Here is a 23,344-nt window from a genome sequence, read left to right as displayed (position 1 = left end):
CGATTCCCGCACGTCGTCGGGGATCTGGGAGGTAGCAGTGTCGGAGGAGCCGCGCCGTCCTCGGCACGCCGCGCCGGACGAGAGGCCACCGGTGGCGGCGCCGAACTGGCAGCCACCACCGCCGGTGCGGTGGGAGACGCCGGAGCCGTCGATCTCCGGCCGCCTCGACGACGGCGAGCCGGCCGGCGGGGAAGAGACCGTGTTCCACGCCCCCGTGCGCCGTCCGCCGACGCCGCCGCGTGGCGCGCCGATCCCGGGCGCGGACGATCCGACCAAGCCGCCCGGCAGCATGAACCCCGTCCTGCCGCCGGTCGCGCCGGTGCCGACGCAGGCCGTCCGCCCGCCGCAGCCCGACGAGCCGCAGCTGACGAGCGTGCTCGCGTCGCCGGCCCCGGAGACCCAGAGCATCATGCCGCCGGCGCCGCGGCCGGACACCGGTCCGGGAGCCCCGCTGCCGGACCCGGGCACCGAAAGCGTCCTGCCCGAGCGCACCAGCGAAGGCCGGCACACGGGCACCGGAACCGGCACCGGGACGGGCAGCGGCTCGAGCTCCGTTCCCGGCGCGTTCCCCGGCACTTCGCGCCGGACGTCGTCGCGGACGTCGCGCTCGCGCCGCGGCCGGCTCGGCGCCGGGCTGGTCGACGTCCCGCCGGTGCCCGCGCGCGACCCCGCGTCCGCGGTGCTGACGAACCCGGTGGTGTCGGAGGAAAAGCGGTTCTGCGGCAGCTGCAACACGAAGGTCGGCCGCGGCAAGGACGGCGAACCCGGTTCGCCGGAAGGGAAGTGCGAGAACTGCGGCGCGCCGTTCTCGTTCGTCCCGAAGCTGCAGCCGCACGAGCTCGTCGGCGGCCAGTACGAGGTGCTCGGCGCGATCGCCTACGGCGGACTGGGCTGGATCTACCTGGCGCAGGACCACAACGTCAGCGACCGCTGGGTCGTCCTCAAAGGACTGATCGACACCGGCGACGCGACGGCGATGGCGGCCGCGGCCAACGAGCAGCGGTTCCTCGCCGAGGTCGAGCACCCGAACATCGTCAAGATCCACAACTTCGTGCAGCACCCGGACGCCCACAGCGGCACGACCGTCGGCTACATCGTCATGGAGTACGTCGGCGGCCAGTCGCTGCGGCAGCTCGCGCTGGCGCACCACCGCGAAAGCCGGCGGCCCGAGCCGCTGCCGATCGGCCAGGTCATCGCGTACGGGCTGGAAATCCTGCCCGCGCTCGGCTACCTGCACAGCCAGGGCCTGCTCTACTGCGACCTCAAGCCGGACAACGTCATCCAGACCAACGAGCAGCTGAAGCTGATCGACCTCGGCGCGGTCCGCCGGACCGACGACTACGAGAGCCCGCTGTTCTTCACCACCGGCTACAGCGCCCCGGAACTGCCGACGCAGGGCGCGTCGGTGGCCTCGGACCTGTTCACCGTCGGGCGCACGCTCGCCGTGCTGAGCTTCGAATTCACCGGCTACACCACCAAGTTCAAGACAACGCTGCCCGGCCCGGACGCGGTCCCGCTGTTCGCGCTGTTCGGTTCGTACTACCGGTTCCTGCGGCGCGCGACGCACACCGACCCGGACCGGCGGTTCCTCTCCGCCGAAGAGATGGCCGACCAGCTCACCGGGGTGCTGCGCGAAATCATGGCGCTCGGCACCGGCAAGCCGCGGCCCGGCGTGTCCACGGTGTTCGGCCCGGAGAGCCGCACGTTCGGCGTGCAGCTGGTGGTGCCGGAGGCCGGCGCGAGCGTGCCGCTGCCCGGAGCGGACGAGGTCGTCGCCGGGCTGCCGATTCCGCAGGTCGACACGGACGACCCGGCGGCCGGTGTGCTCGCCACCACGACCGCGCTCGACCCGCGCGCCGCCATCGAGGCGCTGGCCGGCGCGCCGCGGGAGTCGATCGAGGTCCGGCTGCGGATCGTGCGCGCCCGGATCGAGCTGGGCGAGTTCGCGGAGGCGCAGCGGCAGCTGCAGGCGGCGCAGTACCTGGCGATCAAGAACGGCTTCCCGCACGACTGGCGGATCGACTGGTACCGCGGCCTGATCGAGCTGGCCGGCGGCCGTTCGCGGGTGGCGCACGTCGCTTTCGAAGCCGTGTACGACGACCTGCCGGGCGAGATCGCCCCGAAGCTCGCCCTGGGCGTCAGCGCCGAAGGCGTCGGCGACTACTTCGCCGCCGCGCGGTTCTACGAACTGGTCTGGCGCACCGACCGCACCTACGTCAGCGCCGCCTTCGGCCTCGCCCGCGTCTACCTGGCGCAGGGCGCGCGGGCGAGCGCGGTCGAGGTGCTCGAGACCGTGCCGCCGTCCTCGACCCACTACGTCGACGCGCAGGTCGCGGCGATCAAGATCAAGACGACCGCGTCCAAGGCCAACGGCCGCGAGACCCCGGTCACCGAGCACGACCTGCTCGACGCGTCGGCCCGGCTCGAGCGGCTCCGCCTGGACGTCGAACGCCAGACGCGGCTCAGCGCGAACGTCCTCGAAGCCGCGCACGAGTGGCTCAAGCAGGGCAAACCCACCCCCGGGGTGCGGGTGCTGGGCTGCCCGCTCGAGGAGCGCGAGCTGCGCTTCGGCCTCGAGCGGTGCTACCGCGCGCTGGCGCGGCTGGCGAGCACGCTCGAGCAGCGCATCGAGCTGGTCGACCGCGCCAACGCCATCCGCCCCCGCACGCTCACCTGAGACGGCCGGCCGGAGCTTTCACGTGAAAGCTCGGGTCAGGGGTTGATCTCCCAGTCGCGTTCGGCGCGCTCCCGCTGGTTCTTCTCGTGCTGCGCGGCCAGCTTCTCCAGGGCCTGCGGGTCGCCGTGGGTGTTGAAGTGCTCGAAACCGACGACGACGAACAACGCCCGCGCGCTGACCGCGATCGGGCCGTCCTCGGCGTTGAGGCGGCCGTTCGCGCTGACGTAGATCTTGCGGCCCGCCACGCCGTCCAGCCGCGCCGCGATGAACAGCGTCGAACCGACCGGGACCGGGCGCCGGAAGTCCGTCTCGAGCTTGCCGGTCACCGCCGGGCGGCGCATGAGGTTGCCGACCGTCGAGCCGAGCGCCTCGTCGAACGCGCAGGCCAGCAGGCCGCCGTGGGCCAGCCCGGGTGCGCCCTGGTGGGCCGCGGTGACCGTGAACCGCGAGTGCACGACCTGGCCTTCGCCGACGGTCGAGCGCAGGTGCAGCCCGGCGTCGGCCTCGTCGCCGCACCCGAAGCACTCGGCGAAGTGCACTCCGAGCTCGGTGCCCGGTTCGGGCGCCTTCGGGTGCGGGACCGCGGGCTCCACCGCCACCGGCGGCCAGGGTTGAGAAACACGACTCATGCGCTGACGTTAACCGGCGGGTAGCCGCTCCTCGCGCGCGCCCCGGGGACGTCGGAGAGCGCCCACTTCTCTCGGTAGCCGGAAAGTTCCCCACTGTAGCCAATTCCCGGCTCAGGCTGCCGACGCCGAGGACCCGGTCAAGACTGGGCGGATGACCTCGAACGGCCCAATGGGCACTGCACGGGAGGAGTCGTCGCCGGCATGAGCGAACCAGCAGCAACGACGGGCAAACCGTCAGTGGACGAGAGAACCGTCAAGCGCGCCGTGTGGGCGTCGGCCATGGGCAACGCCACCGAGTGGTACGACTACGGCGTCTTCACCTCGGGCGCGATCGCGGTGAGCATCGGCACGCAGTTCTTCCCCGGCGAGGGGAACGCCGTGCTGAAGTCGCTGGCGCTGCTCGCCGTCGGGTTCATTGTGCGGCCGTTCGGCGGGGCGTTCTTCGGGCCGCTCGGCGACAAGATCGGCCGCAAGCGCGTCCTCGCCGTCACGATCCTGCTGATGTCCGGCTGCACGTTCCTGGTCGGCGTCCTGCCGACGTACTCCGGTAGCTACAGCATGGGCATCGCGGCGCCGATCGCGATCCTGCTGCTGCGGATCATCCAGGGCTTCTCCACCGGTGGCGAGTACGGCGGCGCGGCGACGTTCATCGCCGAGTACTCGCCGACGAAGCGCCGTGGCTTCTTCGGCAGCTTCCTCGAACTCGGCACGCTGGCCGGCTACGTGCTCGGCAACCTCGTGGTGCTGTCGGTGACGCTCTCCCTGTCGGCCGACCAGGTCGACGCCTGGGGCTGGCGGATCCCGTTCTTCGTCGCGCTGCCGCTCGGCCTGATCGGGCTCTACCTGCGGAACAAGCTCGAGGACACCCCCGAGTTCCGCCGGATGGAAGCCGCGGGCGAGGCACCGAAGAAGGCGCCGCTCAAGGAGATCTTCGTCCGCAACTGGCGGATGATCCTCAACCTGATCGGCATCGTGCTGCTGCTGAACGTCGCGGACTACCTGCTGCTGACCACGATGCCGACGTACTTCACGGACACGCTGAAGATCAACGACAACACGGCGACGCTGATCATCATCGCGGTCGAGGTCATCCAGATGGCGATCATCCTCCCGCTCGGCGCGCTGTCCGACCGGATCGGCCGGAAACCGCTGCTGCTCACCGCGGCCATCGGGTTCCTGGTGCTGAGCTGGCCCAGCCTCAAGCTGATGCAGTCCGGCAGCATCCTGTGGCTGTTCGTCGGGTTCCTGATCGTGGCGATCCTGCTGGTCTTGATCCTCGCGGTGATCGGCTCGACGTTCCCGGCGATGTTCCCCACCCGGGTGCGCTACGGCTCGTTCGCGATCGGCTACAACATCTCGACGTCGCTGTTCGGCGGCACCGCCGGGGTCGTCGTGACCGCGCTGATCAAGAGCACCGGCAACGAGGACTGGCCGGCGTACTACCTGATGGCGGCGGCCCTGATCGCGATCATCCCGATCATCAAGATCCCGGAGACGTCGCAGGTGCCGATGGAGCAGATCGACAACGAGGACAACGGGAGCAAGCTGGCTTCCACGGCCGGCCGGCGCTGACCGGCGTGCCCCGCCCGGATCACCGGGCGGGGCACACCGCTAGCGCGTGGTCGCCCGAGGCGGCTCAGGGGCGTTTTCGATCGAAGACGACGAGGGTTGCACGGTCGACGCCGTGGGACGGGTCCCCGGCCGGCCCGTCGACGGCACCTGCGGAACCGACGAGCGTGCCGTGCGCGAGGTGGTGCGGCCCGGCGCGGCCGACGGCGGCGCGATCGACGTCGCCGGGACCTCGGACGGCGACGGGGGCGAAGACGGAACGGGCGAAGTGGTGCCGACCGTGGACAGCCCGGGCCCGGCCGGCTGCACCGGCTCCGGCGGCCCGGCGCGGTGCCCGGCCAGGAAGCCGGCCACCGCGAGGACGACCGCCGTCGCGGCCGAGGTGCCCGCGACCGCGAACCGCTTGCGTCGTCGCCGGACCCGGCCGCCGCGCTCGATCAAATCGGCGGCGTCGAGGCGCATCGGCGGCTGCGGGCCGCCGGCCACGCCGGTCAGGATCGCGCGGACGTCGTCTTCGGGGTCCATGTTCGTCACCTCCCCTCCGAGGGTGCGCTGAAGGTCAGCGCACCGTAGTGCGGGCCGAGCCGGTTGCGCAGCGTGGCCAGGCCCCGGGAGGCCTGGCTCTTCACCGTGCCGGTGCTGCAGCCGAGCGCCTGCGCCGTCTCTTCGACGCTCAGGTCTTCGAAGTACCGCAGCACCAGCACGGCGCGCTGCTTGGGGGCCAGTACCGCCAGCGCCTGCCTGATCAGCAGGTCCTGGCCGCTCGCGGCGGGTTCCGCCGGGAGTTCCGGCGGGGTGTCGGTGAGCCGCTCCCGTTTCCACCTGCTGCGCCGGTGCTCGGCGAGGAACGTGCGCAGGACGATCTTGCGCGCGTAGGCGTCCAGCGCATCGTGCCGCGACAGCCTCGGCCAGGCGAGGTAGAGCTTGAGCAGCGCGGCCTGCGTGAGGTCCTCGGCCTGGTGCCAATCCCCGCAGAGCAGGAAGGCGGTCGACCGCAGGCTGTGCGCGCGCTCGCCGAAGTACCGGGCGAACTCGCCGTCCCACGGCGAGCCCGGCCCGGTCGACGGACGGGAGCGGGAAATCACCTGGTTACCGGGTCTCCCACACGGCCGGCAGGTGCAGGTCACCGGTCGGGCCGGCCGGGACGGCGCGCGGGACGCGCGGAGCCGGGCCCGTGCGGGCGGGCCGGGTCTCGCGCGGCGCCGGGGCCGCGCTCGGGGCGGCGGGACGGCTGGTGGTGGCGCGCGGCGGAGCGACGGTCGGCTCGTTCGGCTGAACGGTCGTCTGCGTCGGGGCGGCCGGCGCCTGCGCCTCCGAAGCCAGCGCGATGCCACCGGACAGGGCACCACCGGCGAGCACGAGCGCGCCGAGGGTCAGGGCGATGCGGATACGCAAGACAGCTCCTCATTCTCGCGGGCGCGGCAGGGGATCGCTGCGCCTCTGCCCTTGGTCATGCGGCGGGTGATCACCGGGGTTGCATCGGATTTTGCGGGCTGGCGGGAAAAGCACGAACGGCCGGGAAGCCCGCAGTGGACTTCCCGGCCGCCCGGTGTTCCTCAGTGGTCTCGGCAGTGTTCTCAGCCGGCGAGCGCCGACAGCTTCTGCCAGCTCGCCCAGTCGTACGTCCAGTCGCTGTAGTCGCCGTCCTTCGCCGTCAGCGTCTGCGTGCTGCCGGTGATCTCCACCGGGTCGCCGGTGAGCACGCCGTCGTAGTACTCCTTGGCACGCGCGGGCGACAGGTTCAGGCAGCCGTGCGAGACGTTCTTCTTGCCCTGCGCCCAGACGGACGCGGCCAGGCCGTGGATGAACTCGCCGTTGTTGGAGATCCGGACCGCCCACGGCACGTTGACGTCCGTGTAGTTGTACCGGGGATTGCTCATCGAGTACGTCGCGTGCTTCGACATGACGACGTGCACGCCGCTGTGGGTGACGCGGCCCGGGTCGGAGTCGAGGCCGTAGCTCACCGGGTAGTCCGCGATCTGCTGGCCGTCGCGGATCACCTGCATGGTGTGCTGCGTGGTATTGCCCTTGACGATCTGGGAGCGGCCGATGGCGAAGCTGGCCGACACGTCCTGCTTGCCGTACACGCCGTCGCCGATCTTGACGCCGTAGATCTTGGCGTTGACCTTCACCTGCGTGTTGGGCTTGAAGTACTCCTTCGGCCGCCAGTGCACCGAAGTGTCGCCGTTCAGCCAGGCCCACGAGCCTTCGGTCTTCGGCGTGGTCTCCACCGAAAGCGCCTTCTCGACGGACGCCTTGTCGGTGACGCGGCTCGGGAAGGTCAGCGCGATCGGCATCGCGATGCCGTACGTCTGGCCGTCACCGACGTTCAGGCTGGCCGCCAGCTGGCGCTTCGGCTTGACGGTGGTGAACGCGCCGGCGATGGGCAGGTTCTTCCCGTCGGCGCCCTGCGCCTGGCCGGACCAGGTGTAGGTCTTGCCGTAGCCGAGCTGCTCGGAGGTGTTCCAGGTCTTCTTGTCCGCCGACGTCTGCCCCTGGACCTGCTTGCCTTCCGGGTTGGTCAGCGTGACCGACATGATCGTGCCGTCGGTGATCTGGACGCCGACCGGTTCGCCGGGCGCGACGTCCTGGGCGCCGCCGGCCGGCGTCACCGTCAGTTTCGCCGGCTGCGCGCTCGGCGCGGGCGAGCTGGTCGGCCCGCCCCCCGAAGCGCCGCTCGCCGAAACGGTCGGTTCGCTGCTGCACGCCCCCAACGTGAGCACGGCGACCAAGCCCAATGCCACAGCAGCGCCCCGGCGCCGCGTGGAGATCCTCAACGTCACACCTATTCCCCTTTGCCCCTTTGGTGCTCTCCCCTTCGAGACGCCCCGTAGACCGTATACGTTGAGCACCGGTGACGTGACGAACATCACATCGGCCGGTCAGGGCTTTCACTAAGGGGGCACGGCCGACTCCGAGCCGTATCCGGTGATCACGGTGTCGCAGTGCCGCGTCAGACTAGCCGCCGGGTCCGACAGAACCGGGCGGGAGCCCTACGACGTTCCGGTGACCTTGGTGCGCACAGCCGGTTTTCGCCTCGATCACGGGGTTCAACTTTGGCCAGATCCCGGTAGTCTGCTCTCAGGCCGTCGTTTTGCGTGTTCGTGGCTTCACACTCGCGGAACTTCTGACGCGAGCCATGGAGCCGACCCGCTCTTGACTCGTCTCGTTGGAACCGCCCGGGACGGTCGGGGTGCCGCTTCGGTGGCATTCGAAGCGGATCTGTGTAACGAGGAGTACAGCGGTGGCGCAAGGCACTGTGAAGTGGTTCAACGCGGAGAAGGGCTTCGGCTTCATCGCGCAGGACGGCGGCGAAGGCGACGTGTTCGTTCACTACTCGGAGATCGAGGGCCGCGGCTTCCGCACCCTCGAGGAGAACCAGCGGGTGGAGTTCGAGGTCGGCCAGGGCCAGAAGGGTCCGCAGGCCCAGAAGGTCCGCGCGATCTGAAACTGAGGCTGAACAAGCCTTACAGGCCCTTTGCGCGTCTTAAGGCCTGAGTGAAGGGCCCCCGGCTGGTGCCGGGGGCCCTTTCTCATGAGGTCTGCGCGGACGCGCTCAGCGCTGCCCGACGGCCGGCGCGTCGAAGGCGTCGGCCGGGAAGTGGAACTCATCGGTGAGGTCGGAGACCTCACCGGCGGCCTGCTGGCGCCGGTCCTGCAGCGACGAGGCCTGCCCTTCCCAGTTGAGCCGCTCGAGGATCCACTCCTGAGCGAGCGCCTGGGGCGAAATCTCCCGCTCGGCGGCGATGTCCTTCAGCTGCTGGGTGGCCACCAGGCTCAGCCGCAGCTGGATGACCTGAGCTTCACCGAACCGCTTGCCGGACCCGGTGCTCTCGAGGTCGTTGTCCGGCGCCAGGGCGGCCAGGTAGGAGGTGAGCTCAGTGTCCTCGACGACACCGTCGGCCACAGCCTTCGCGGCACCACGATGACGCCCAGAAGACGCGGCGGCTTTCAGGTTCGTGCGGCTGCTCAAGCGGCCAAGGGAGGGAAGAGGCACGAACGCCACGATAACGTTTGGATCTCGCCACACAAACCACTGTGAGCCACAACACGCCGCCAACTTTCCCCAATCAGCCCAACCAACCCCCATTCAGCCCAACCTCAAACCACAGACGGCAACCCTCCAATAACCTACCGAGTCGATCACAACGCACAACGGCGAAGGGGCCTTGTCGGGGTTGGGTTGGCGAGGGCGCTGTGGACCGGATTTGGCGGTGTTCGCGAGGGCGCTTTGTGCCCCACGAGATGGGACGGCATCGATAGGAACGCTTCGCGTCCCTGGCCGGGCGGATGACCGGGAGGCGCTCTGCGCCCCAGGACGGCCCGTGTCCGCGAGAAACCTCGCGCCCGAGCTGGGTGGGGTGCTTGGTGTCCGCGAGGGCGCTTTGCGCGCGTGGCGCGGTGGCGTGGACGAGACCGCTATGCGCCGGTGGCCGCGGCACTCGCGAGGACGCTTCGCACACGGACGGGCCCACCACCGGCAAGGGCGCTTGGCGCACGGACCGGGCCACCCTCGGCAAGGGCGCCCGCGCCCGAAGCCAGCCGAACGCTCGCCAGGGCGCCCAGCGCCCGCAGCGAAAACGGAACCAAGCTGGAAGCCGCAACGAAGGCACCGTGGGGGGTCCGGGGGGCTCGGCCCCCCGGGCGATACGCCGAAATGCCGGGGCTCGCGGAGGGCGAAGCCCGAGCAGAGCGCAGAAATGGAGGACCCCCGCGCCAGGGGGAGGAACGCGGGGGTCGGAGGGGATCTCCACAGGCGCTGACCGGGGGTGTGTCAGCACTTCGATTGTTGCACGAGTTGGGTGGTTGGGCGAGTGGAGAGCGGGAAATTTCCCCGTGTGGTGTCACTTTGCCTCGGGGGTGACGTTCGTTCGGGTGGGGTTCTTCTTCGGTGTTGCCGATTGCGCTGCGTTGAGCGGAGCGTGGCCTCAGGTTCACTCTCCGGGGGGCTGTGTGTGGTGGCCGGTGCTGGTTAGCCTCGCGGCCAAGTTGTTGTGAGCCGTATGGAGGGGCTATGAGCGGGTCTGTTGAAGTGCGGCAGTTCCTCCTTCGGTACGAAGGTGCCGATGGGGGCAGTGCGCCGTTTGCCGGAGCGTTGCCGGCGCAGCGGAGTGGTGCGGCGGATGCGCAGCGGGTGTCGGATGATCAGGTCCGGCGGGCTCGGCTGGCGGTGGCGCACGGTGCGCTGGGGGTCGAGGACTGTGTTCAGCTGCTGGAGATGCTGGGGCTGAATCTGGACGAGGACGGGCAGGCGCCGGTTCAGCGTTGAGCGGGTGGCGGCTGGGGGGTCCGGCGGGTTCCGCCGGGCCTGTCCGGTGATATTTCCGCAGGTTGTGCCTCTTTTCGGGAAGTAATTGCCAGGTCGGCACGCGCTGGTTGACGCAGGTTTCGTAACACTGTTACGGTCGTGTGTCGAAAGGGGTGGACATGACGGCGATCGAGGGTTTGGCGAACCGGCTCCGGCCGGTGGTGCAGGTACTGGGCGGGAAGTTCATGACGTCGCCGGAGCTGGCCGCGGTCGAGGCGGAGGTGGGGCTGCCGCCGCGTTCGCTGTACCTGCGGGGGCGCTCGGCGGTGCTCGGGGACGTCCCGCCGAAGGTGGCCGCGGAGCTGTTCGGCATCTTCCCGCACTGGCTGTTCGACTTCGTCCTGCCGAAGGTGGCGGCGACCCTTGATGCGCCCGCCGCCGTCCGTGCCTACGCGGAGTCATCGGCTCGGTGGTCGCGTGTCCACCTTTCGGCCGTACCGGAGCCCGGTCGCTTGGCTGATCTGCTGTTCTGCGTGGTCGACGCCGCGGACGCCAGCGGGCTGGCGCTCTTCGCGGGGTGGAAGAACGCCGAGCGCCCCTCCGGTGACGTCGAACGCCTCGGCTTCGCGCTGATGGTCTTCCGCGAGCTGCGCGGCGGCGTCCACTTCGCGGCGCTGCGGGCGCTGGGCCTGTCGGTGCCGGAGGCGGTGGTCGCGGACCCGGAGGGCGGCCGCGCGCGCCTGCTGCGCACGGCGTGGTCCGAGGAGGCGGCGGACGAGCTGACGGCGTCGGCGGAGCGCAAACCGGACCTGCGAGAGAGGTGGCAGCGCGCGGAGGTCCTGACCGACGACCGGATCGGCGAACTGCTGGCGTCGGCGCTGTCGGAGGCGGAGCTGGCCGAGCTCGATCGACGGCTGGCGGAGCTGGGCTCGTTTGCGCAGGTCCCAGCCTCACTGGGGGCTTAAGGAACCCCCGGTGCAAAGCGGTGGCGGCGTGCCCTATGCTTGTAATCGCTCCCAGGGGAACCTGAGAGCGCGGTCGGTCGGTCACCCGAAACCGACCGGGCTCCCATCGTTCAGTGGCCTAGGACTCCGCCCTTTCAAGGCGGCAACGCGGGTTCGAATCCCGTTGGGAGTACGCAGTACTGTAGTAACGCAAGGCCCTGTGGCGCAGTTGGTTAGCGCGTCGCCCTGTCACGGCGAAGGTCGCGGGTTCGAGTCCCGTCAGGGTCGCAAGATCGTTCGGCTCCTTGCCGGCGTTCCCGGCCAGGTAGCTCAGTTGGTACGAGCGTCCGCCTGAAAAGCGGAAGGTCGCCGGTTCGACCCCGGCCCTGGCCACCGTTCTGATCAGCCAAAACAGCCCCCACCGAACCCGGCGGGGGCTGTTTCGCGTGCGCTCCGGCTCGATCGCCCTTCCGGCGCTTGCCCTTGGTCTTGCGTTCGGGCTTCCACAGGTACTCGTTCAGCTGGTCCGCGATGTCCCGGCGGAGACCGCCAGTCATGTGCTGTTACCGCTTCGCCATGGTGCTGTTCGACCAGCCCATGAACTCCATCACGGCTCGCTCCGGCACCCCGAGCACGAGCAGCACCGTGGCCGCGGTGTGCCGCGCGTCGTGCAACCGGGCCTCCCGCACACCCGCCTCTTCGAGCAGCGTCTTCCACTCGTCCAGGTCCCGGCGCGGGTCGAGCGGCTTCCCGTTCGGCTGGGTGAACATCCACTCACCCGCGTGCCACTCGAACCCGGCGTGCTCCCGCTCCTTGGCCTGCCGTTCCTCGTGTGTCATCAGCAGGTCGTAGAGCCGGTCCGGCAGCACGATGTCCCGGCGGCCGGCCGACGACTTCACGTCGACCTCGACCAAACCACCGCCGTGCCGCTGCGGGCACCACCGGGCATGGCTCACGCAGTCCGCCGGGCATGGCGGCGGACACGGCTTCCGGTGGTGCCGTTTGCAGTCCTCGGGGCAGGACTTCACCTTGTGGAACTTCGTCCCGCACCGGTGCGGGTTGTCACACCCGTGTTGCCACGTCTGGCGCTGCAACTGCTTGGCGATCCGCAACGCCCGGTATTCCCGGTCGAGCCGGGACCATTTCAGCCCGATCGTTTCTCCCTGCCGCGTGCCAAGCGCGAGGGCGAGCACGAACCGGACGCCATTCCGCCGCGAGAGCGCGGTCACCAGCAGCCGGCCGATCTCGTTCGCGTCGAACGGCTCGATCTCCTTTTCTTCGACGCGGGGCGGCTTCGCCAGCTCCACCGGATTGCCGGTGATGTGCCCCGCGACGGAGCGCTTCGCCGAACGCGGTCCGCGCGGTCCGGTGGACCTGGTGCGCCGTCGCCGACTTGAGCCCGGACTTGAGCATCTTCGCGTACAGCTTCTCGAAGTGCTCTGGCTCGATCTTGTCGACGCGATGCGCACCCAGGTTCGGAATCAGGTGCCTGTTCACCGCGGTCCGGTACGCGTTCCCGGCCTCGTACCGGACCGACGGGAGCGCGATGTTGTCGAGCCAGTGAGTCAGCCACTTCTCGACCGTCCACGAGTGGCCGGCCTTCCTGACCTTGCCCGAGTCGCGCTGCTTTTCCAGCGCGCGGACGGCTTCGATGACCTCTGCTTCGGTCTTGCGTTCGACGTGTCGTCGGTCCGGCTTGCCGTCGTCACGGATTCCCATGGTGACGCGGCCGTGAGTGCCGCCTCAACGCTCTTCATTTCTGGGAGCGCCTGGGGCGTCGAGCCGGATGTCTGTCCAAGAGATAATAATTGCACTTCTTCGGGTATGATTTACTGCATCCAGCCTGCGCACGTTTGCTCAGGTACCTACTATGCGACAAATGTCATTACGATGCTTCTGCCTGACGGCTGGTTTTGGTCAGGTCCGCCATCGCCTTATTGCACGGTGGCGGGCGGTGTTGAGGCATACTGCCGCTTGACGTCGACCGAGGGGTATATTCCGCCGTTCATTTAGTAGTAAGGTTCGCGCCGGGCGGCGGATGGGCTTGCAGAGCCGTCGCCCGGCGCCAGTCAGGACACAGTGTCGGTTTCGAAGGGGTCGTACCATGGCAGCCAGCTTCTTCGAAGTGGTCGGAACCCGGAGTCTGAAGCTCTGGGTCCCGCCCGCGGGGGACTTTCTGCCGGCGATCGTGCCGATCGAAGACTGTCTGACTCGCAGCGATCATGCTTGCGTCGCGATCGAGAGCGTGGCAGCGTGGCCGGCCGGAATCACGCTGACGGTGGTGGTGCTGCTGCGAGAGGATCTGGCCGAGGGCGAGTCGTTGCCGCAGGTGGTGCGCCATCCGGCTCATCAAGAAGAGGTGAGTGACACCAGCTTGCTGTTTGGTGTGGTTTTTGCTGACGGCACGGCCGCTACCAACGTCGATCGACTTGAGCACGATCGCCGACTGACCAACGGGCCTACGCTGAATCCGGGAACTTCGCAGGCGGGGAAGCGATCTTTGCGTCAGCAGGTTCACCTGCAGCCATTGCCGCCCGACGGCCCACTGACTTTCGTCGTTCGCTGGCTCAGCCGCGGCATCGAGGAGACCACCTTGCGGGTGGACAGTGGCCCGTTCCTTTCGGCGGCGACACGAGCCCGCCGAATCTGGTAGCCGCTGCAGGGGCCGGTTCCCAGATGGTTGTTAGTCGACGACACTGCGGTTGCGCCCTGTGCTTCAGATGAGTGACACGCTTAAGGTGTCAACCTGTCACGCCTGTCACTCTGTCACCCAACCCCTTCTGACGTGCGGGTTTAGATGTGACAGGTGAGTGACACCTTTGGTGACAGCTTTTTTCCCACTCTACTACTATGTCTCTCTAGTCACTGAGCAGCGAAAAGAGGCTGAAACAAACCCGGCGGGGGCTGTTTCGCGTGCGCTCCGGCTCAATCGCCCTTCCGGCGCTTGCCGGTGACCGGCATCGACCAGGTCCGCACGACCGCGCAGGAGTGGCTCGTCGTGGTGTGGTCGCACGATGAGAGACGTCTCGGGGCGATCCGGATCTTTACCCTCGGTACGTTGCTGATCAGCGGCTGCTCGCCGTTGGCGGAGCTCGGGATCCAGGAGGGGAAATGCGCCGGTTGCAGCGGTCGCTGACATTCGTGGCGGCCTTGGTGCTGTCGTCCGGCGGGTTGGTGGCGGCCACCCAGGAGGCCGCAGCCGCGACCGGTGGCGCGGCCGGCGCCGTCGTCAGCCCGGCGGATCCGAAGCCGCCTCTCACGGCCAGCAATCCCGGCCCCCAGACCGGCGCCGCCGGCGTTCCGGTCACTCCGGTCCAGCTGTACTGCTACCACCAAAACTACATCTGTGACTGGACCATCACGGGCCTGCCGCCGGGTCTGACCTACACGTCCTACGGGAAGATCAGCGGCACCCCGACGGCGGCCGGTTACTACACCGTCAACGGGACGGTGAAGGACGTCATCGATCAGCGGACCGCCACCACCTCGTTCGCCTGGACCATCACCCCTTAGGTCGAACGAGTGAACCGCGGGAACCCGTGTCCGGCCCACAGAGTCAGCTCCGACCTTCCGGCGAAGGCAGCCACCAAGGGCCGCCACCCACACGCGGGGAGCCGAAGATGCGTTACCTCCTGACCCTCCACATGAACCCCACCCTCTGGGCCACCCTCACCGACGACCGGAAGAACGCCGTCTACGAGGGCCACGGGGCCTTCATCAAGCTCATCACCGAGTCCGGCGAGATGGTCGAGACCAAGGCGCTCGCCGAACCCGCCGAGACCAAGACCATCCAGGTCAAGAACGGTGTCGCGCAGACCAAGAACGGTGGCTACGTCGAGTCCGAGGCCTTCCTCTGCGGCTACTACGTCGTCGACGTCGACACCGAAGCACGTGCCGTCGAACTCGCCACGATGATCCCCGACGCCCAGTACACCGCCGTGGAGGTGCGGAAGGTCGTCCACGAAGGTTGACCTCCAGCGAGGTCGAGGTTCCACCATGGACCCATGACCACCGAAGGGGAATGGGGCATCGGCGCCGTTGATCTCGACGCCTACCTCGCGCGCACCGGGCAGGTCCGGCGGCCGCCGTCCGAAGCTGCTCTCAAAGAACTCATGCGGGCCCACGTCGGCGCCATCCCGTTCGAGAACGTCGACGTCGTTCTCGGGCAGCACCAAGGGATTTCGCTGGACGTCGTGAGCGCGAAGCTCGTCGGACGGCGGCGAGGCGGCTACTGCTACGAACACAGCAGCCTCTTCGCCGCCGTCCTCGAACAGCTCGGCTACACCGTGCACCGGCTTTCCGCGCGCGTGCAGCCGCGGCGGCCCGGGCCCTACACGCACATGACGCTCGTCGTCGACGTCGACGGCAAACAGTTTCTCGCCGACGTCGGGTTCGGGGCCGGGATCCTCGATCCGATGCCGCTCGTCGACGGCCACGAGGTCGACCAAGCCGGGTGGGTGCACCGGATCACCCGGAACGACGGCTGGTGGATCCTGCAGAACGGCGACGAGGACGTCCTCGAGTTCCGCCTCAACGAGATGCACCCCATCGACTACGAGGTCTACCACCACTACACGTCGACGCACCCGAAGTCGCCGTTCACCGGGCGGCTGGTGATCATGCGGATCGAGCCCGGCGTCAGCCGGAAGCTCCTCGGCCGCGAACTCACCGTCGAAAAACCCGGTGGCAGCAGCGAAACCACCACCATCGCCCCCGACGAGCTCGACGCGACCCTCAAAGACCTCGGCGTCGAGCTGACCGCGGATGAACTGGAGCGGCTGACGAAGCTCTACTGACCGAACAGCTCGGCCGCCGGCACCGGACGGCCGAGGTGGTAGCCCTGCGCTTGATCGCAGCCGAGCGCGCGGAGCAGCTCCAGCTGCTCCGCCGACTCGACGCCTTCGGCGATCACCGTCAGGTCCACCGCGTGGGCCATCGCGATGATGCTCGTGACGATCGCCTCCGCGTCGCGTGATTCGGCGATCCCGGTGATGAACGAGCGGTCGATCTTGAGCGTGTCCAGCGTCAGCCGGCGCAGCTGCGCGAGCGACGAATAACCCGTGCCGAAGTCGTCGATCGCCAGCAGCACCCCCAACGACCGCAGGGACGCCAGCACTTCCGCGGCCGCTTCCTGGTCGCGCATCAACGCGCTTTCGGTGACCTCCAGGCACAGCGCGCCGGCGGGCAGCCCGGTGCTCGCCAGCGCGTCCTGGACCGCGGGCACCAGGTGCGGGTCGTCGAGCTGGCGGGTCGAGAGGTTGACCTTCAGCGTCAGGTCCAAGCCGAGGCGAGCTCGCCGCGAGGCGAGCTCGCGGGTCGTCGCGCGCAGCATCTCCTTGCCGATCACGTTGATCAGGTCGCTCTCTTCGGCGAGCGGGATGAACTCCGCGGGCGAGATCGCGCCGTGCCGGGGGTGCGTCCACCGCAGCAGCGCCTCGACCGCGACCATCTTGCCCGTCCGCAGGTCGACGACCGGCTGGTACGCCGGCCACAGCTGGCCGTCGTGGACCGCGTCGCGCAGGTCCTGCTCCATCCGCAGCCGCCGCTGCATCCGCTCGCGCAGGCCGACGTCGAAGAAGTGGTGGCGACCCCGGCCGAGGGATTTTGCCTGGTACATCGCGACATCCGCGTCACGCAGCAGGTCCTCGGCGCTGCGGCGGTCGTCGCGGCCGACGAGCACAACTCCGATGCTCGCGTCCAGGTGCAGCTGCCTGCCGAGCACGCCGATCGGCTCGGCCAGCGCCGCCCGCAGGTGCTCGGCCAGCGCGCGGACCTCGCCGGGGTCGGTGACCTCGGCGGTGACAACGACGAACTCGTCGCCGCCCAGCCTGCCGACCAGGTCTTCGCGGCCCGAGCTGCGGCGCAGGCGTTCGCCGACGATCCGCAGCACCTGATCGCCGACCGAGTGCCCGAGCGAGTCGTTGATGACCTTGAACTTGTCCAGGTCGAGGAACAGCACGGTGACCGCGCCCCGCTCGCGGACGTCGAGCCTGCCGAGCACCAGGGTCCGGTTCGCCAGCCGGGTCAGCGGATCGTGCGTGGCGTCGTGCGCGAGCCGCGCGCTGATCGCGCGGGTCTCGGTGATGTCGGTGAACGACGTGACCACGGCCATCGCCGCCGGGTCGTCCGGGTCGAGCAGCCGCGAGGTCAGCGACACCCACACGTCCCGGCCGTCCGGCCGGCGCAGGCGGACGACCAGGCCGTTGTGCGTGACGCCGGTCCGCCGGGTCTGCACCGACGGCATCTCCTCCGGCGGGATCCAGTGCCCGGATTCGGTGAACAGCGTCAGCGTGTGGCACGGGACGCCGAGCACGTCGGCTTCGGCGACGCCGAGGATCCGGCAGGCCGCCGGGTTCGCCGCTTCGATGAGCCCGCCCGGGCCCATCACGAGCACGCCTTCGTCGAGGGACGCGACGACCGTGCGGTAGTTCTGCTCGGCCCGCCGCCGCGCGGTTTCGTCGGCGCAGACGAGCACGTAACCGTCGTTCATCTCGGCGGCCGAGACGCGGATCGCCAGGGGAGCGCCGTCCCGCCGCCGGTGCACCGCTTCCGCGACACCCCCGCCGCGCCGGATGGCCGGCAGGTCCAGCGGTGCGCCGACGAGTTCGCTCGCGCGCCGCCCGACGGCCTCGGCGGCGGTCCAGCCGTACACCGCTTCGGCGGCCGGGTTCCAGCTGGTCACGACGCCTTCGCCGGTGGTCGCGATCAGCGCGTCGCTGACGTGCGACACCAACGCGGCCTGGTAGCGGAGGGCGTCGGCGGCCGCCTTCTTCGCCGTGATGTCGCGCATGACGACCTGGTAGGCGGCTCGGCCGAGGCGCACCAGCACGGTCTCGACGGCGAACTTGCTGCCGTCCAACCGGGACATCAGCGCTTCGAAGGGCTCGCTCGCCTGCCCCGGCTTCGTCAGCTGGGCGAGCTTCTCGAGCACCGGGCTTCGCGCGTCCTCGGCGACGAAGTCGGTGAACCGGCGGCCGACGACCTCGTCCGCGGAGCGCGCGGCGAACGTTTCGAGGGCCGCCCGGTTGGCGTAGGTGAGCACGCCGTGCTCGGCGACGCAGATCGCATCGGGACTCAGCTCGACCAGTTCGGCGAGCGAGTCGGCCTCCATGTGCGTCCGTCCCCCGTGAAGTCGGCGTGTGGCTTGTCGATTACACCACCGACTCCGGCCCGTGCCTACCCAGCGGAATCCGGGCCCGGCCTGCGGATGCTCGTCCGCAGCCGCGGTCCGCAGACCAGCAACCCGAAGTGCGCGGCGAACGCGTGGCCGAGCAGTGTGACGACCGAGCCGAGGCTCGCCGGGTCGTCGCTCAGCCAGATCACCGCGATGAACGCCTCCACCGCGGCCAGCGCCACCAGGCGCGCGCGGCCGCGCAGCAGGAACACCAGCGCGCCGGCGGTGGTGAAGAAGCCGTAGCTGACCCCGATGTCGAGCCACTGCCCGGCCGAGTGCGGCAGCACGCGGGCGCTGATCAGGGCCATCACCGGCAGTTCGGTGCCGAGCGTGGCCAGTACGTGGCCGGAGAAGAACACGAGCGCCGTGCGGCCGGCACCGAACCGGCGTTCCAGCGGCGCGACGGCGATCGCGAAGATGGCGGCGTAGCCGAACCAGCTTTCGCCGGGCAGCCAGATCGCGCTGGTCAGCAGCGAGGTCAGCGGGCGCCGCCACAGGTTGTGGGCGTCGGTGCTGGACAGCTGGAGCAGCCGGTCGGTCAGTGCGGGGTCGGCGAACTCGAGCAGCAGCGACGTGCCCAGCAGGACGACCAGGTAGCCGAAGGTGAACGGTGTCGTCTTCGGGTTGGGGACGTACCGGAGCAACGCCCACCGGCGGCGCGCGACGACGGACGGCCGTCCGGCTCTCAGCAGCATGGACCGAGCTTCGGCGGTCATGCTGGGAGTATCACGAGCGCGCGCTTAGAAAACGCTGTGGATGTCACTCACTGTCAGACTTTGCGTTACGTGACGAATTTTTGCCGGTCCTTCACCCGTTCGGGGGGCTTTTACGGTAATAATACGGCCCACGATGTCGGCCGAAAGGCCTCTCGGGAAGGTCTGTCGGGGTGAACGACGAGGTATCGGTCGCCGAGCTGCTCGTGCGCGAGGGCTGGGGCGACCGTCCGGGACCGGGCCAGTCGCGCTGGCGCGTGGTCGCGGTGATGCTCGCCGTCATCGTGGGCTGCGGCGCCGCCGCGGCCCTGGTCGCCCTCGGCGGCAAGGAACGCCAGGACGCCTCCCCGGTCGACCAGATCCAGGTCATCCCCTTCCCGCAGCGCACCACCGGCCTGGGCGGTGCCGACCAGGCCACCGATTCCCCGCCCGACGGCGGGATCGGCGGCGGCACCGGCGGCGAAGTCGTCACGGCGTCGGGCGAGCACCGCGGCACCGTCACCGAGGTGCCCGGCCGCGACCCGGCGACGGAAAGCAGCAGCACCGGAACCGCGACGCCGCCCGCCACGTCGGCCGGCTCCGACCCGTCGACCACGGGTTCCCCGACGACGACGCCGACGGGGAAACCACCGCCGTCCGCCGGCAACCCGCCGGCCCCGACCTCCACACCGCGACCCCAGCCCTCGTGCATCCTGGGGATCATCTGCTGGTGATCAGGCCAGCTGCTCCGCGAGGTCGCTGAAGTCCGAGGTGTTCCAGCGCTCCGGCCGCATCACGATGGCGATGTTGCTGCCGTGGGCTTCCTCGGTCGCGTCGGTGTAGGCCTCGCTCACCCCCGCCGGCAGGTACCGGGCCGCCATCTCGTGCCGCTGCGCCTTCGTCATCGGCCACGACTCCACCACCGGGCCCTCGACCGAGACGTACTTGTAGACGCCGTCCTGCTGCTGGACGCACAGCGCGAACCGGCCGGCCGCCTCGATCAGCCGGGCCTTGCGCAAGCCGGGCGACGTCATCACGACGACGTCGCCGCCCGGCTCGTAGCGGTACCAGATCGGCGTGGTCAGCGGCGCCCGTCCGGGTTCGGCCGCAACGCTGAGCACGCCGACGTGCGGCTCGGCGAGGAACGCTTCGCGCTCTTCCTTGGTCATCTTCCGGGCCATAGTCCAGCTCCTTAAGGCAAGTCGATTTGCCTTAAGAGTACAGCTAAGGCAAATCAGTTGGCTTTAAGGTGGGCCGCTTGGACCATCGCGTGGTAAACGCCGGTGTTGTCGAGGGCGCGCCCGAGTGCACCGGACCCCGGTCCGCTCGCCGTGACCGGGGTGGCGGCGCCGGTGTGGTCGCCGGTCGTCCAGTCCACCTTGAACTGCAGGTTCGATCCCGGCACCGGGAACGGCCCGTCCTCGTTCCCCTCGTTCGGCCCGTCGGCGTTCTCGATGCTCAGCCCGCCGGTCTCGTGGTCGCCGCCGATGATCACCAGCGTGTCCGGGTGCGCGCGGGTGAACCGCAGCACCTCGGCGATCGTCGCGTCGAGCGCGCGGCCCGCGTCGATGACCGCGTGCGCGTTGTTCTCGTGGGACATGCCGTCGATGCCTTCTTCTTCGAGGAAGAGGAAGAACCCGCGCGGGTTGGCCGACAGGGTGTCCAGTGCCTTCTTCGCCATCTGGACCAGCGGGACGCTCGGTGCGTACTTCCCGGCGCCGTCCGGCCCGTAGTCGACCATGTCCTCGTTGGCGAACAGGCCGAGGATCCGCGGCGCCCGCGTCTGCCGGAGCTCCTGGGCGTTGCGGACGTAGGTGTAGCCGGTGCGCTGGGCCTGGGCGACGAGGTTTCCGTGCGTGCTCCGGCTTTCCTCGCCGGGCTTGTCGGGCCAGGCGCCGGGCCGGCCCTTCGGGAACCACCAGTCCTCGCCGCCGCCGAGCAGGACGTCGGGCCGGCTGTCGGCGACGTACTGCCGGGCGATGTCGCTTTGGAGGTCACGGCTCGGGACGTGGGCGGCGAACGCGGCCGGGGAAGCCCCGGTGACCTGCGCCGTCGTGACCAGGCCGGTGGACTTGCCCGCGCGTTTCGCTTGCTCCAGCACCGTTTGCAGCGGACGCCCGCTCGGGTCGACGCCGACGGCGCCGTTGCGGGTCTTGTGCCCGGTCGCCAGCGCGGTGGCCGCGGCGGCGGAGTCGGTGACGACCTCGTCCGGGTCCTCCGGGTCGGTGTGCACGAGACCGGTCACCGGCAGCCGGTTCATCGCCAGGTCGCCGTGCCTGCCGAGGGTCGCAAGGCGGATCAGCTCGCGCTGGCCGAGGCCCATGCCGTCGCCCTGGATGTAGATGACGTTGCGCGCGTGGGCCGCCACCGGTTCGGCCGCCGACGCCGCCACCCCGCTGCCGAACAGGACCAGCGCCGCCACAAGAACCCCTGACCGCATCACGCCTCCCGAAGAATAGTTAGGAAACTTTCCTAACATAGGACGCCGGGAAAGGCGAGGTCGTGGCTCCTAGGATGAGCCCATGACCCGACCCGGTGGCCGCAGCGCCCGCGTCCGCGACGCGGTGCACGACGCCGCCGTCGAACTGCTCGCCGCCGGGGAGATCGACGCGGCGATCCCGAAGATCGCCGAGCGGGCGGGGGTGAACCCGACCAGCATCTACCGGCGCTGGGGCAGCCGCGACGCGCTGCTGCTCGACGCGGCGGTGACGCGCCTGCGCGCGACCTCGCCGATCCCGGACACCGGTTCGCTGCACGGCGACCTGCTCGGCTGGGCCGAGGGTGTCGAACGCGCGATGCGCGACCGGCACGGCCAGATCCTGCTCCGCGCGCTCGTCGCCACCCTGAGCCCGGACGAGAAGCCGCTCGAGTACCTCCAAGCCCGCGGGGACGACCTGCAGGCCGCCCTCGACCGGGCCGAGGCGCGCGGCGAGCCGGCACCGTCGGTCGACGAGGTGCTCGACTTCGTCCTGGCCCCGCTCTACCTGCGCGTGCTGTTCCGGCGCCCGGTCGAGCCGGGCACCGGGGCGCAACTCGTCGACCGGTTGCTCAAGGCGCGTTGAGCAGGTCCGGCTCGCGGCGCCGGCCGAGGTGGTTGAACAGCAGGTTCAGCACGAACGCCAGCACCGCCGCGACCGTGATCGAGCTGCCGCAGATGGTCTGCAACCAGGCCGGGAAGTGCTTGAAGAAGTCCGGCGCGAACGCCGGCAGCAGGCCGACGCCGAGGGCCACCGCGACGACGAAGGTGTTGTGGTTGCCGGAAAACTCGACCGTCCGGAGGTTCTGGGCGCCCACCGCGGCGACCATCGCGAACATCACGACGGCGACCCCGCCGATCACCGGTTCCGGGATGGCGGCGATGAACGCGCCGATCTTCGGCACCAGCCCCATCACCACCAGGATCCCGCCGGTCACCGCGACCACCCAGCGGCTGCGCACGCCGGTCATCCGCACCAGGCCGACGTTCTGCGCGAACGCCGTGTCGGGGAAGGAGTTCAGCACCCCGCCGAGCACGGCCGAGACGCCGTCGGTGGCCAGCCCGCGCGCGAGGTCGGCGTCGGTCGGCGGCCGCCCGGTGATCTCGCCGACGGCGATCATGTCGGCGGTGGACTCGGTGAACGTCACCAGCATCACCACGCACATCGACAGGATCGCGGCGACCGGGAACGTCGGCGCGCCGAAGTGGAACGGCGACGCCAGCCCGAACCAGCCGGCCGCGCGCAGGCCGTCCCAGTGCACCAGCCCCATCGGGATCGCGACGACCAGCCCGATCGCCAGCGCCAGCAGCGGCCCGATCTGGTTGGCGAACCCGCGCAGCACGCGGGTGAAGAGCACGAGCAGCGCGAGCACGCCGAACGCCAGCCCGAGGTGCGACGGCGCCGCGTAGTCCGGTGCCGTGCTGTCGTGGCCGGCGATCATCGCCGCACCCGGGCCGAGCAGGGAGACGCCGATGACCAGCAGCAGCGTTCCCGTGACCAGCGGCGGGAAGAACCGGATCAGCTTCGCGAACGGCTTCGCGATGAGCAGCCCGAACACGCCGGACACGAGCATCGCGCCGTAGACCGCGGGCAAGCCGTACTGGGCGGCGATGAGGATCATCGGGTTGACGACGGTGAACGTCGCGCCGGCCACCACCGGCAGCCGGATGCCGAGCAGCTTCCCGATGCCCACGGCCTGTATCAGCGTCGCGATGCCCGCGACCAGCAGATCGGCGTTGACCAGCAGCCCGATCGTCGCCGGGTCGAGCTTGAGCGCGCTGCCGACGATCAGCGGCACCGCGACCGAACCGGCGTACATGATCGACATGTGCTGGAGGCCGAGCAGGGCCAGCCGGCCGGCGGGCAGGCGCCGGTCGACCGGGTGGACCGCGGATTCCGTCATGAGCGGACGGTAGCAAGCCCCGGCCGTGATG

The 23,344-nt window shown here is 69.7% G+C and carries 26 protein-coding genes and 3 tRNA genes; 16 read left to right on the top strand and 13 right to left on the bottom strand.

The window, feature by feature from the left end; genetic code table 11:
- Window positions 1-37: 37 nt before the first annotated feature.
- Window positions 38-2,677: a tetratricopeptide repeat protein gene (locus tag Q5425_RS19030; RefSeq protein ID WP_308673591.1), complete on the top strand. Its 2,640-nt coding sequence runs from the start codon at window positions 38-40 to the stop codon at window positions 2,675-2,677.
- 35 nt (window positions 2,678-2,712) lie between these two features.
- Here Q5425_RS19030 and Q5425_RS19025 read toward each other — a convergent pair whose 3' ends face one another.
- Window positions 2,713-3,306: a PaaI family thioesterase gene (locus tag Q5425_RS19025; protein WP_308673590.1), complete on the bottom strand. Its 594-nt coding sequence runs from the start codon at window positions 3,304-3,306 to the stop codon at window positions 2,713-2,715.
- Window positions 3,307-3,543: 237 nt separating this feature from the next.
- On the opposite strand from Q5425_RS19025, the gene Q5425_RS19020 reads away from it, so the two are divergent.
- On the top strand, window positions 3,544-4,878 hold the full coding sequence (locus Q5425_RS19020) for an MFS transporter (RefSeq protein ID WP_308673954.1): 1,335 nt from the start codon (window positions 3,544-3,546) through the stop codon (window positions 4,876-4,878).
- 39 nt (window positions 4,879-4,917) lie between these two features.
- On the opposite strand, the gene Q5425_RS19015 is transcribed toward Q5425_RS19020, so the two are convergent.
- From Q5425_RS19015 to Q5425_RS19000, 4 genes are all read right to left on the bottom strand, one after another.
- Window positions 4,918-5,400, bottom strand: a complete 483-nt coding sequence (locus tag Q5425_RS19015) for a hypothetical protein (protein ID WP_308673589.1) — start codon at window positions 5,398-5,400, stop codon at window positions 4,918-4,920.
- Between the two features lie 5 nt (window positions 5,401-5,405).
- A complete protein-coding gene (locus tag Q5425_RS19010; protein WP_308673588.1) occupies window positions 5,406-5,960 on the bottom strand; it encodes a SigE family RNA polymerase sigma factor in 555 nt (184 codons plus the stop codon).
- A 4-nt stretch (window positions 5,961-5,964) separates the two neighbouring features.
- The gene (locus Q5425_RS19005) at window positions 5,965-6,270 is read right to left on the bottom strand and encodes a hypothetical protein (protein ID WP_308673587.1); all 306 of its coding nucleotides are present in this window, start codon (window positions 6,268-6,270) and stop codon (window positions 5,965-5,967) included.
- A 182-nt stretch (window positions 6,271-6,452) separates the two neighbouring features.
- A complete protein-coding gene (locus Q5425_RS19000; RefSeq protein ID WP_308673586.1) occupies window positions 6,453-7,652 on the bottom strand; it encodes an Ig-like domain-containing protein in 1,200 nt (399 codons plus the stop codon).
- 467 nt (window positions 7,653-8,119) lie between these two features.
- On the opposite strand from Q5425_RS19000, the gene Q5425_RS18995 reads away from it, so the two are divergent.
- Window positions 8,120-8,323 carry a cold-shock protein gene (locus tag Q5425_RS18995; protein ID WP_003097368.1) on the top strand — a complete coding sequence of 68 codons (204 nt, stop codon included), beginning with the start codon at window positions 8,120-8,122 and terminating at the stop codon, window positions 8,321-8,323.
- 108 nt (window positions 8,324-8,431) lie between these two features.
- Here the strand turns inward: Q5425_RS18995 and Q5425_RS18990 are convergent, their stop codons facing one another.
- Entirely contained in the window at window positions 8,432-8,872 is a 441-nt protein-coding gene (locus tag Q5425_RS18990; RefSeq protein ID WP_308673585.1) for a hypothetical protein, read from the bottom strand.
- 1,017 nt (window positions 8,873-9,889) lie between these two features.
- Between Q5425_RS18990 and Q5425_RS18985 the strand changes: the two genes are divergently transcribed.
- The 5 genes from Q5425_RS18985 to Q5425_RS18965 all read left to right on the top strand — a co-directional run bounded on the left by Q5425_RS18985 (window position 9,890) and on the right by Q5425_RS18965 (window position 11,460).
- Entirely contained in the window at window positions 9,890-10,144 is a 255-nt protein-coding gene (locus Q5425_RS18985) for a hypothetical protein (RefSeq protein ID WP_003097372.1), read from the top strand.
- A gap of 158 nt (window positions 10,145-10,302) precedes the next feature.
- Window positions 10,303-11,088 (top strand): SCO6745 family protein, encoded by a 786-nt coding sequence (locus Q5425_RS18980; protein WP_308673584.1) that lies wholly within the window; start codon window positions 10,303-10,305, stop codon window positions 11,086-11,088.
- Between the two features lie 99 nt (window positions 11,089-11,187).
- Window positions 11,188-11,260, top strand: a tRNA-Glu gene (locus Q5425_RS18975).
- Window positions 11,261-11,281: 21 nt separating this feature from the next.
- Window positions 11,282-11,355, top strand: a tRNA-Asp gene (locus Q5425_RS18970).
- A 31-nt stretch (window positions 11,356-11,386) separates the two neighbouring features.
- Window positions 11,387-11,460, top strand: a tRNA-Phe gene (locus Q5425_RS18965).
- Window positions 11,461-11,630: 170 nt separating this feature from the next.
- Here the strand turns inward: Q5425_RS18965 and Q5425_RS18960 are convergent.
- Together Q5425_RS18960 and Q5425_RS18955 are read right to left on the bottom strand one after the other, a co-directional pair.
- Window positions 11,631-11,837, bottom strand: coding sequence for a tyrosine-type recombinase/integrase (locus Q5425_RS18960; RefSeq protein WP_396135200.1), 207 nt, complete (start codon window positions 11,835-11,837; stop codon window positions 11,631-11,633).
- A 292-nt stretch (window positions 11,838-12,129) separates the two neighbouring features.
- Entirely contained in the window at window positions 12,130-12,615 is a 486-nt protein-coding gene (locus tag Q5425_RS18955; RefSeq protein WP_308673952.1) for a hypothetical protein, read from the bottom strand.
- On the opposite strand from Q5425_RS18955, the gene Q5425_RS18950 reads away from it, so the two are divergent.
- From Q5425_RS18950 to Q5425_RS18925, 6 genes are all read left to right on the top strand, one after another.
- Window positions 12,502-13,080, top strand: a complete 579-nt coding sequence (locus Q5425_RS18950) for a hypothetical protein (protein WP_308673976.1) — start codon at window positions 12,502-12,504, stop codon at window positions 13,078-13,080. The two genes, Q5425_RS18955 and Q5425_RS18950, sit on opposite strands and share 114 nt — an antisense overlap.
- Before the next feature lie 91 nt (window positions 13,081-13,171).
- Window positions 13,172-13,720 (top strand): hypothetical protein, encoded by a 549-nt coding sequence (locus tag Q5425_RS18945; protein WP_308673583.1) that lies wholly within the window; start codon window positions 13,172-13,174, stop codon window positions 13,718-13,720.
- A gap of 297 nt (window positions 13,721-14,017) precedes the next feature.
- Window positions 14,018-14,203 carry a hypothetical protein gene (locus Q5425_RS18940; protein WP_308673582.1) on the top strand — a complete coding sequence of 62 codons (186 nt, stop codon included), beginning with the start codon at window positions 14,018-14,020 and terminating at the stop codon, window positions 14,201-14,203.
- Window positions 14,179-14,580, top strand: coding sequence for a hypothetical protein (locus Q5425_RS18935; RefSeq protein ID WP_308673581.1), 402 nt, complete (start codon window positions 14,179-14,181; stop codon window positions 14,578-14,580). Before Q5425_RS18940 ends, Q5425_RS18935 begins: the two co-directional genes overlap by 25 nt.
- A gap of 107 nt (window positions 14,581-14,687) precedes the next feature.
- On the top strand, window positions 14,688-15,038 hold the full coding sequence (locus Q5425_RS18930; RefSeq protein ID WP_308673580.1) for a YciI family protein: 351 nt from the start codon (window positions 14,688-14,690) through the stop codon (window positions 15,036-15,038).
- A 33-nt stretch (window positions 15,039-15,071) separates the two neighbouring features.
- Entirely contained in the window at window positions 15,072-15,863 is a 792-nt protein-coding gene (locus Q5425_RS18925) for an arylamine N-acetyltransferase (protein WP_308673579.1), read from the top strand.
- Here Q5425_RS18925 and Q5425_RS18920 read toward each other — a convergent pair.
- The gene (locus tag Q5425_RS18920) at window positions 15,857-18,178 is read right to left on the bottom strand and encodes an EAL domain-containing protein (protein WP_308673578.1); all 2,322 of its coding nucleotides are present in this window, start codon (window positions 18,176-18,178) and stop codon (window positions 15,857-15,859) included. The genes Q5425_RS18925 and Q5425_RS18920 overlap by 7 nt on opposite strands.
- A 65-nt stretch (window positions 18,179-18,243) precedes the next feature.
- Window positions 18,244-18,957 (bottom strand): rhomboid-like protein, encoded by a 714-nt coding sequence (locus tag Q5425_RS18915; RefSeq protein WP_308673577.1) that lies wholly within the window; start codon window positions 18,955-18,957, stop codon window positions 18,244-18,246.
- A gap of 170 nt (window positions 18,958-19,127) precedes the next feature.
- On the opposite strand from Q5425_RS18915, the gene Q5425_RS18910 reads away from it, so the two are divergent.
- Entirely contained in the window at window positions 19,128-19,667 is a 540-nt protein-coding gene (locus Q5425_RS18910) for a hypothetical protein (RefSeq protein WP_308673576.1), read from the top strand.
- Here Q5425_RS18910 and Q5425_RS18905 read toward each other — a convergent pair whose 3' ends face one another.
- Complete coding sequence (locus Q5425_RS18905; RefSeq protein WP_308673575.1) at window positions 19,668-20,114, bottom strand: pyridoxamine 5'-phosphate oxidase family protein; 447 nt, start codon at window positions 20,112-20,114, stop codon at window positions 19,668-19,670.
- 53 nt (window positions 20,115-20,167) lie between these two features.
- Window positions 20,168-21,373 carry an alkaline phosphatase gene (locus Q5425_RS18900; RefSeq protein ID WP_308673574.1) on the bottom strand — a complete coding sequence of 402 codons (1,206 nt, stop codon included), beginning with the start codon at window positions 21,371-21,373 and terminating at the stop codon, window positions 20,168-20,170.
- An 82-nt stretch (window positions 21,374-21,455) separates the two neighbouring features.
- Here Q5425_RS18900 and Q5425_RS18895 point away from each other — a divergent pair, with 82 nt between their 5' ends.
- The gene (locus Q5425_RS18895; RefSeq protein ID WP_308673573.1) at window positions 21,456-21,995 is read left to right on the top strand and encodes a TetR/AcrR family transcriptional regulator; all 540 of its coding nucleotides are present in this window, start codon (window positions 21,456-21,458) and stop codon (window positions 21,993-21,995) included.
- On the opposite strand, the gene Q5425_RS18890 is transcribed toward Q5425_RS18895, so the two are convergent.
- Window positions 21,982-23,313: a nucleobase:cation symporter-2 family protein gene (locus tag Q5425_RS18890; protein WP_308673572.1), complete on the bottom strand. Its 1,332-nt coding sequence runs from the start codon at window positions 23,311-23,313 to the stop codon at window positions 21,982-21,984. The two genes, Q5425_RS18895 and Q5425_RS18890, sit on opposite strands and share 14 nt — an antisense overlap.
- Window positions 23,314-23,344 lie beyond the last annotated feature (31 nt).

Source organism: Amycolatopsis sp. A133, assembly GCF_031082405.1.
Lineage (GTDB): Bacteria > Actinomycetota > Actinomycetes > Mycobacteriales > Pseudonocardiaceae > Amycolatopsis.
This window is presented reverse-complemented; position numbering and strand designations above follow the sequence as displayed.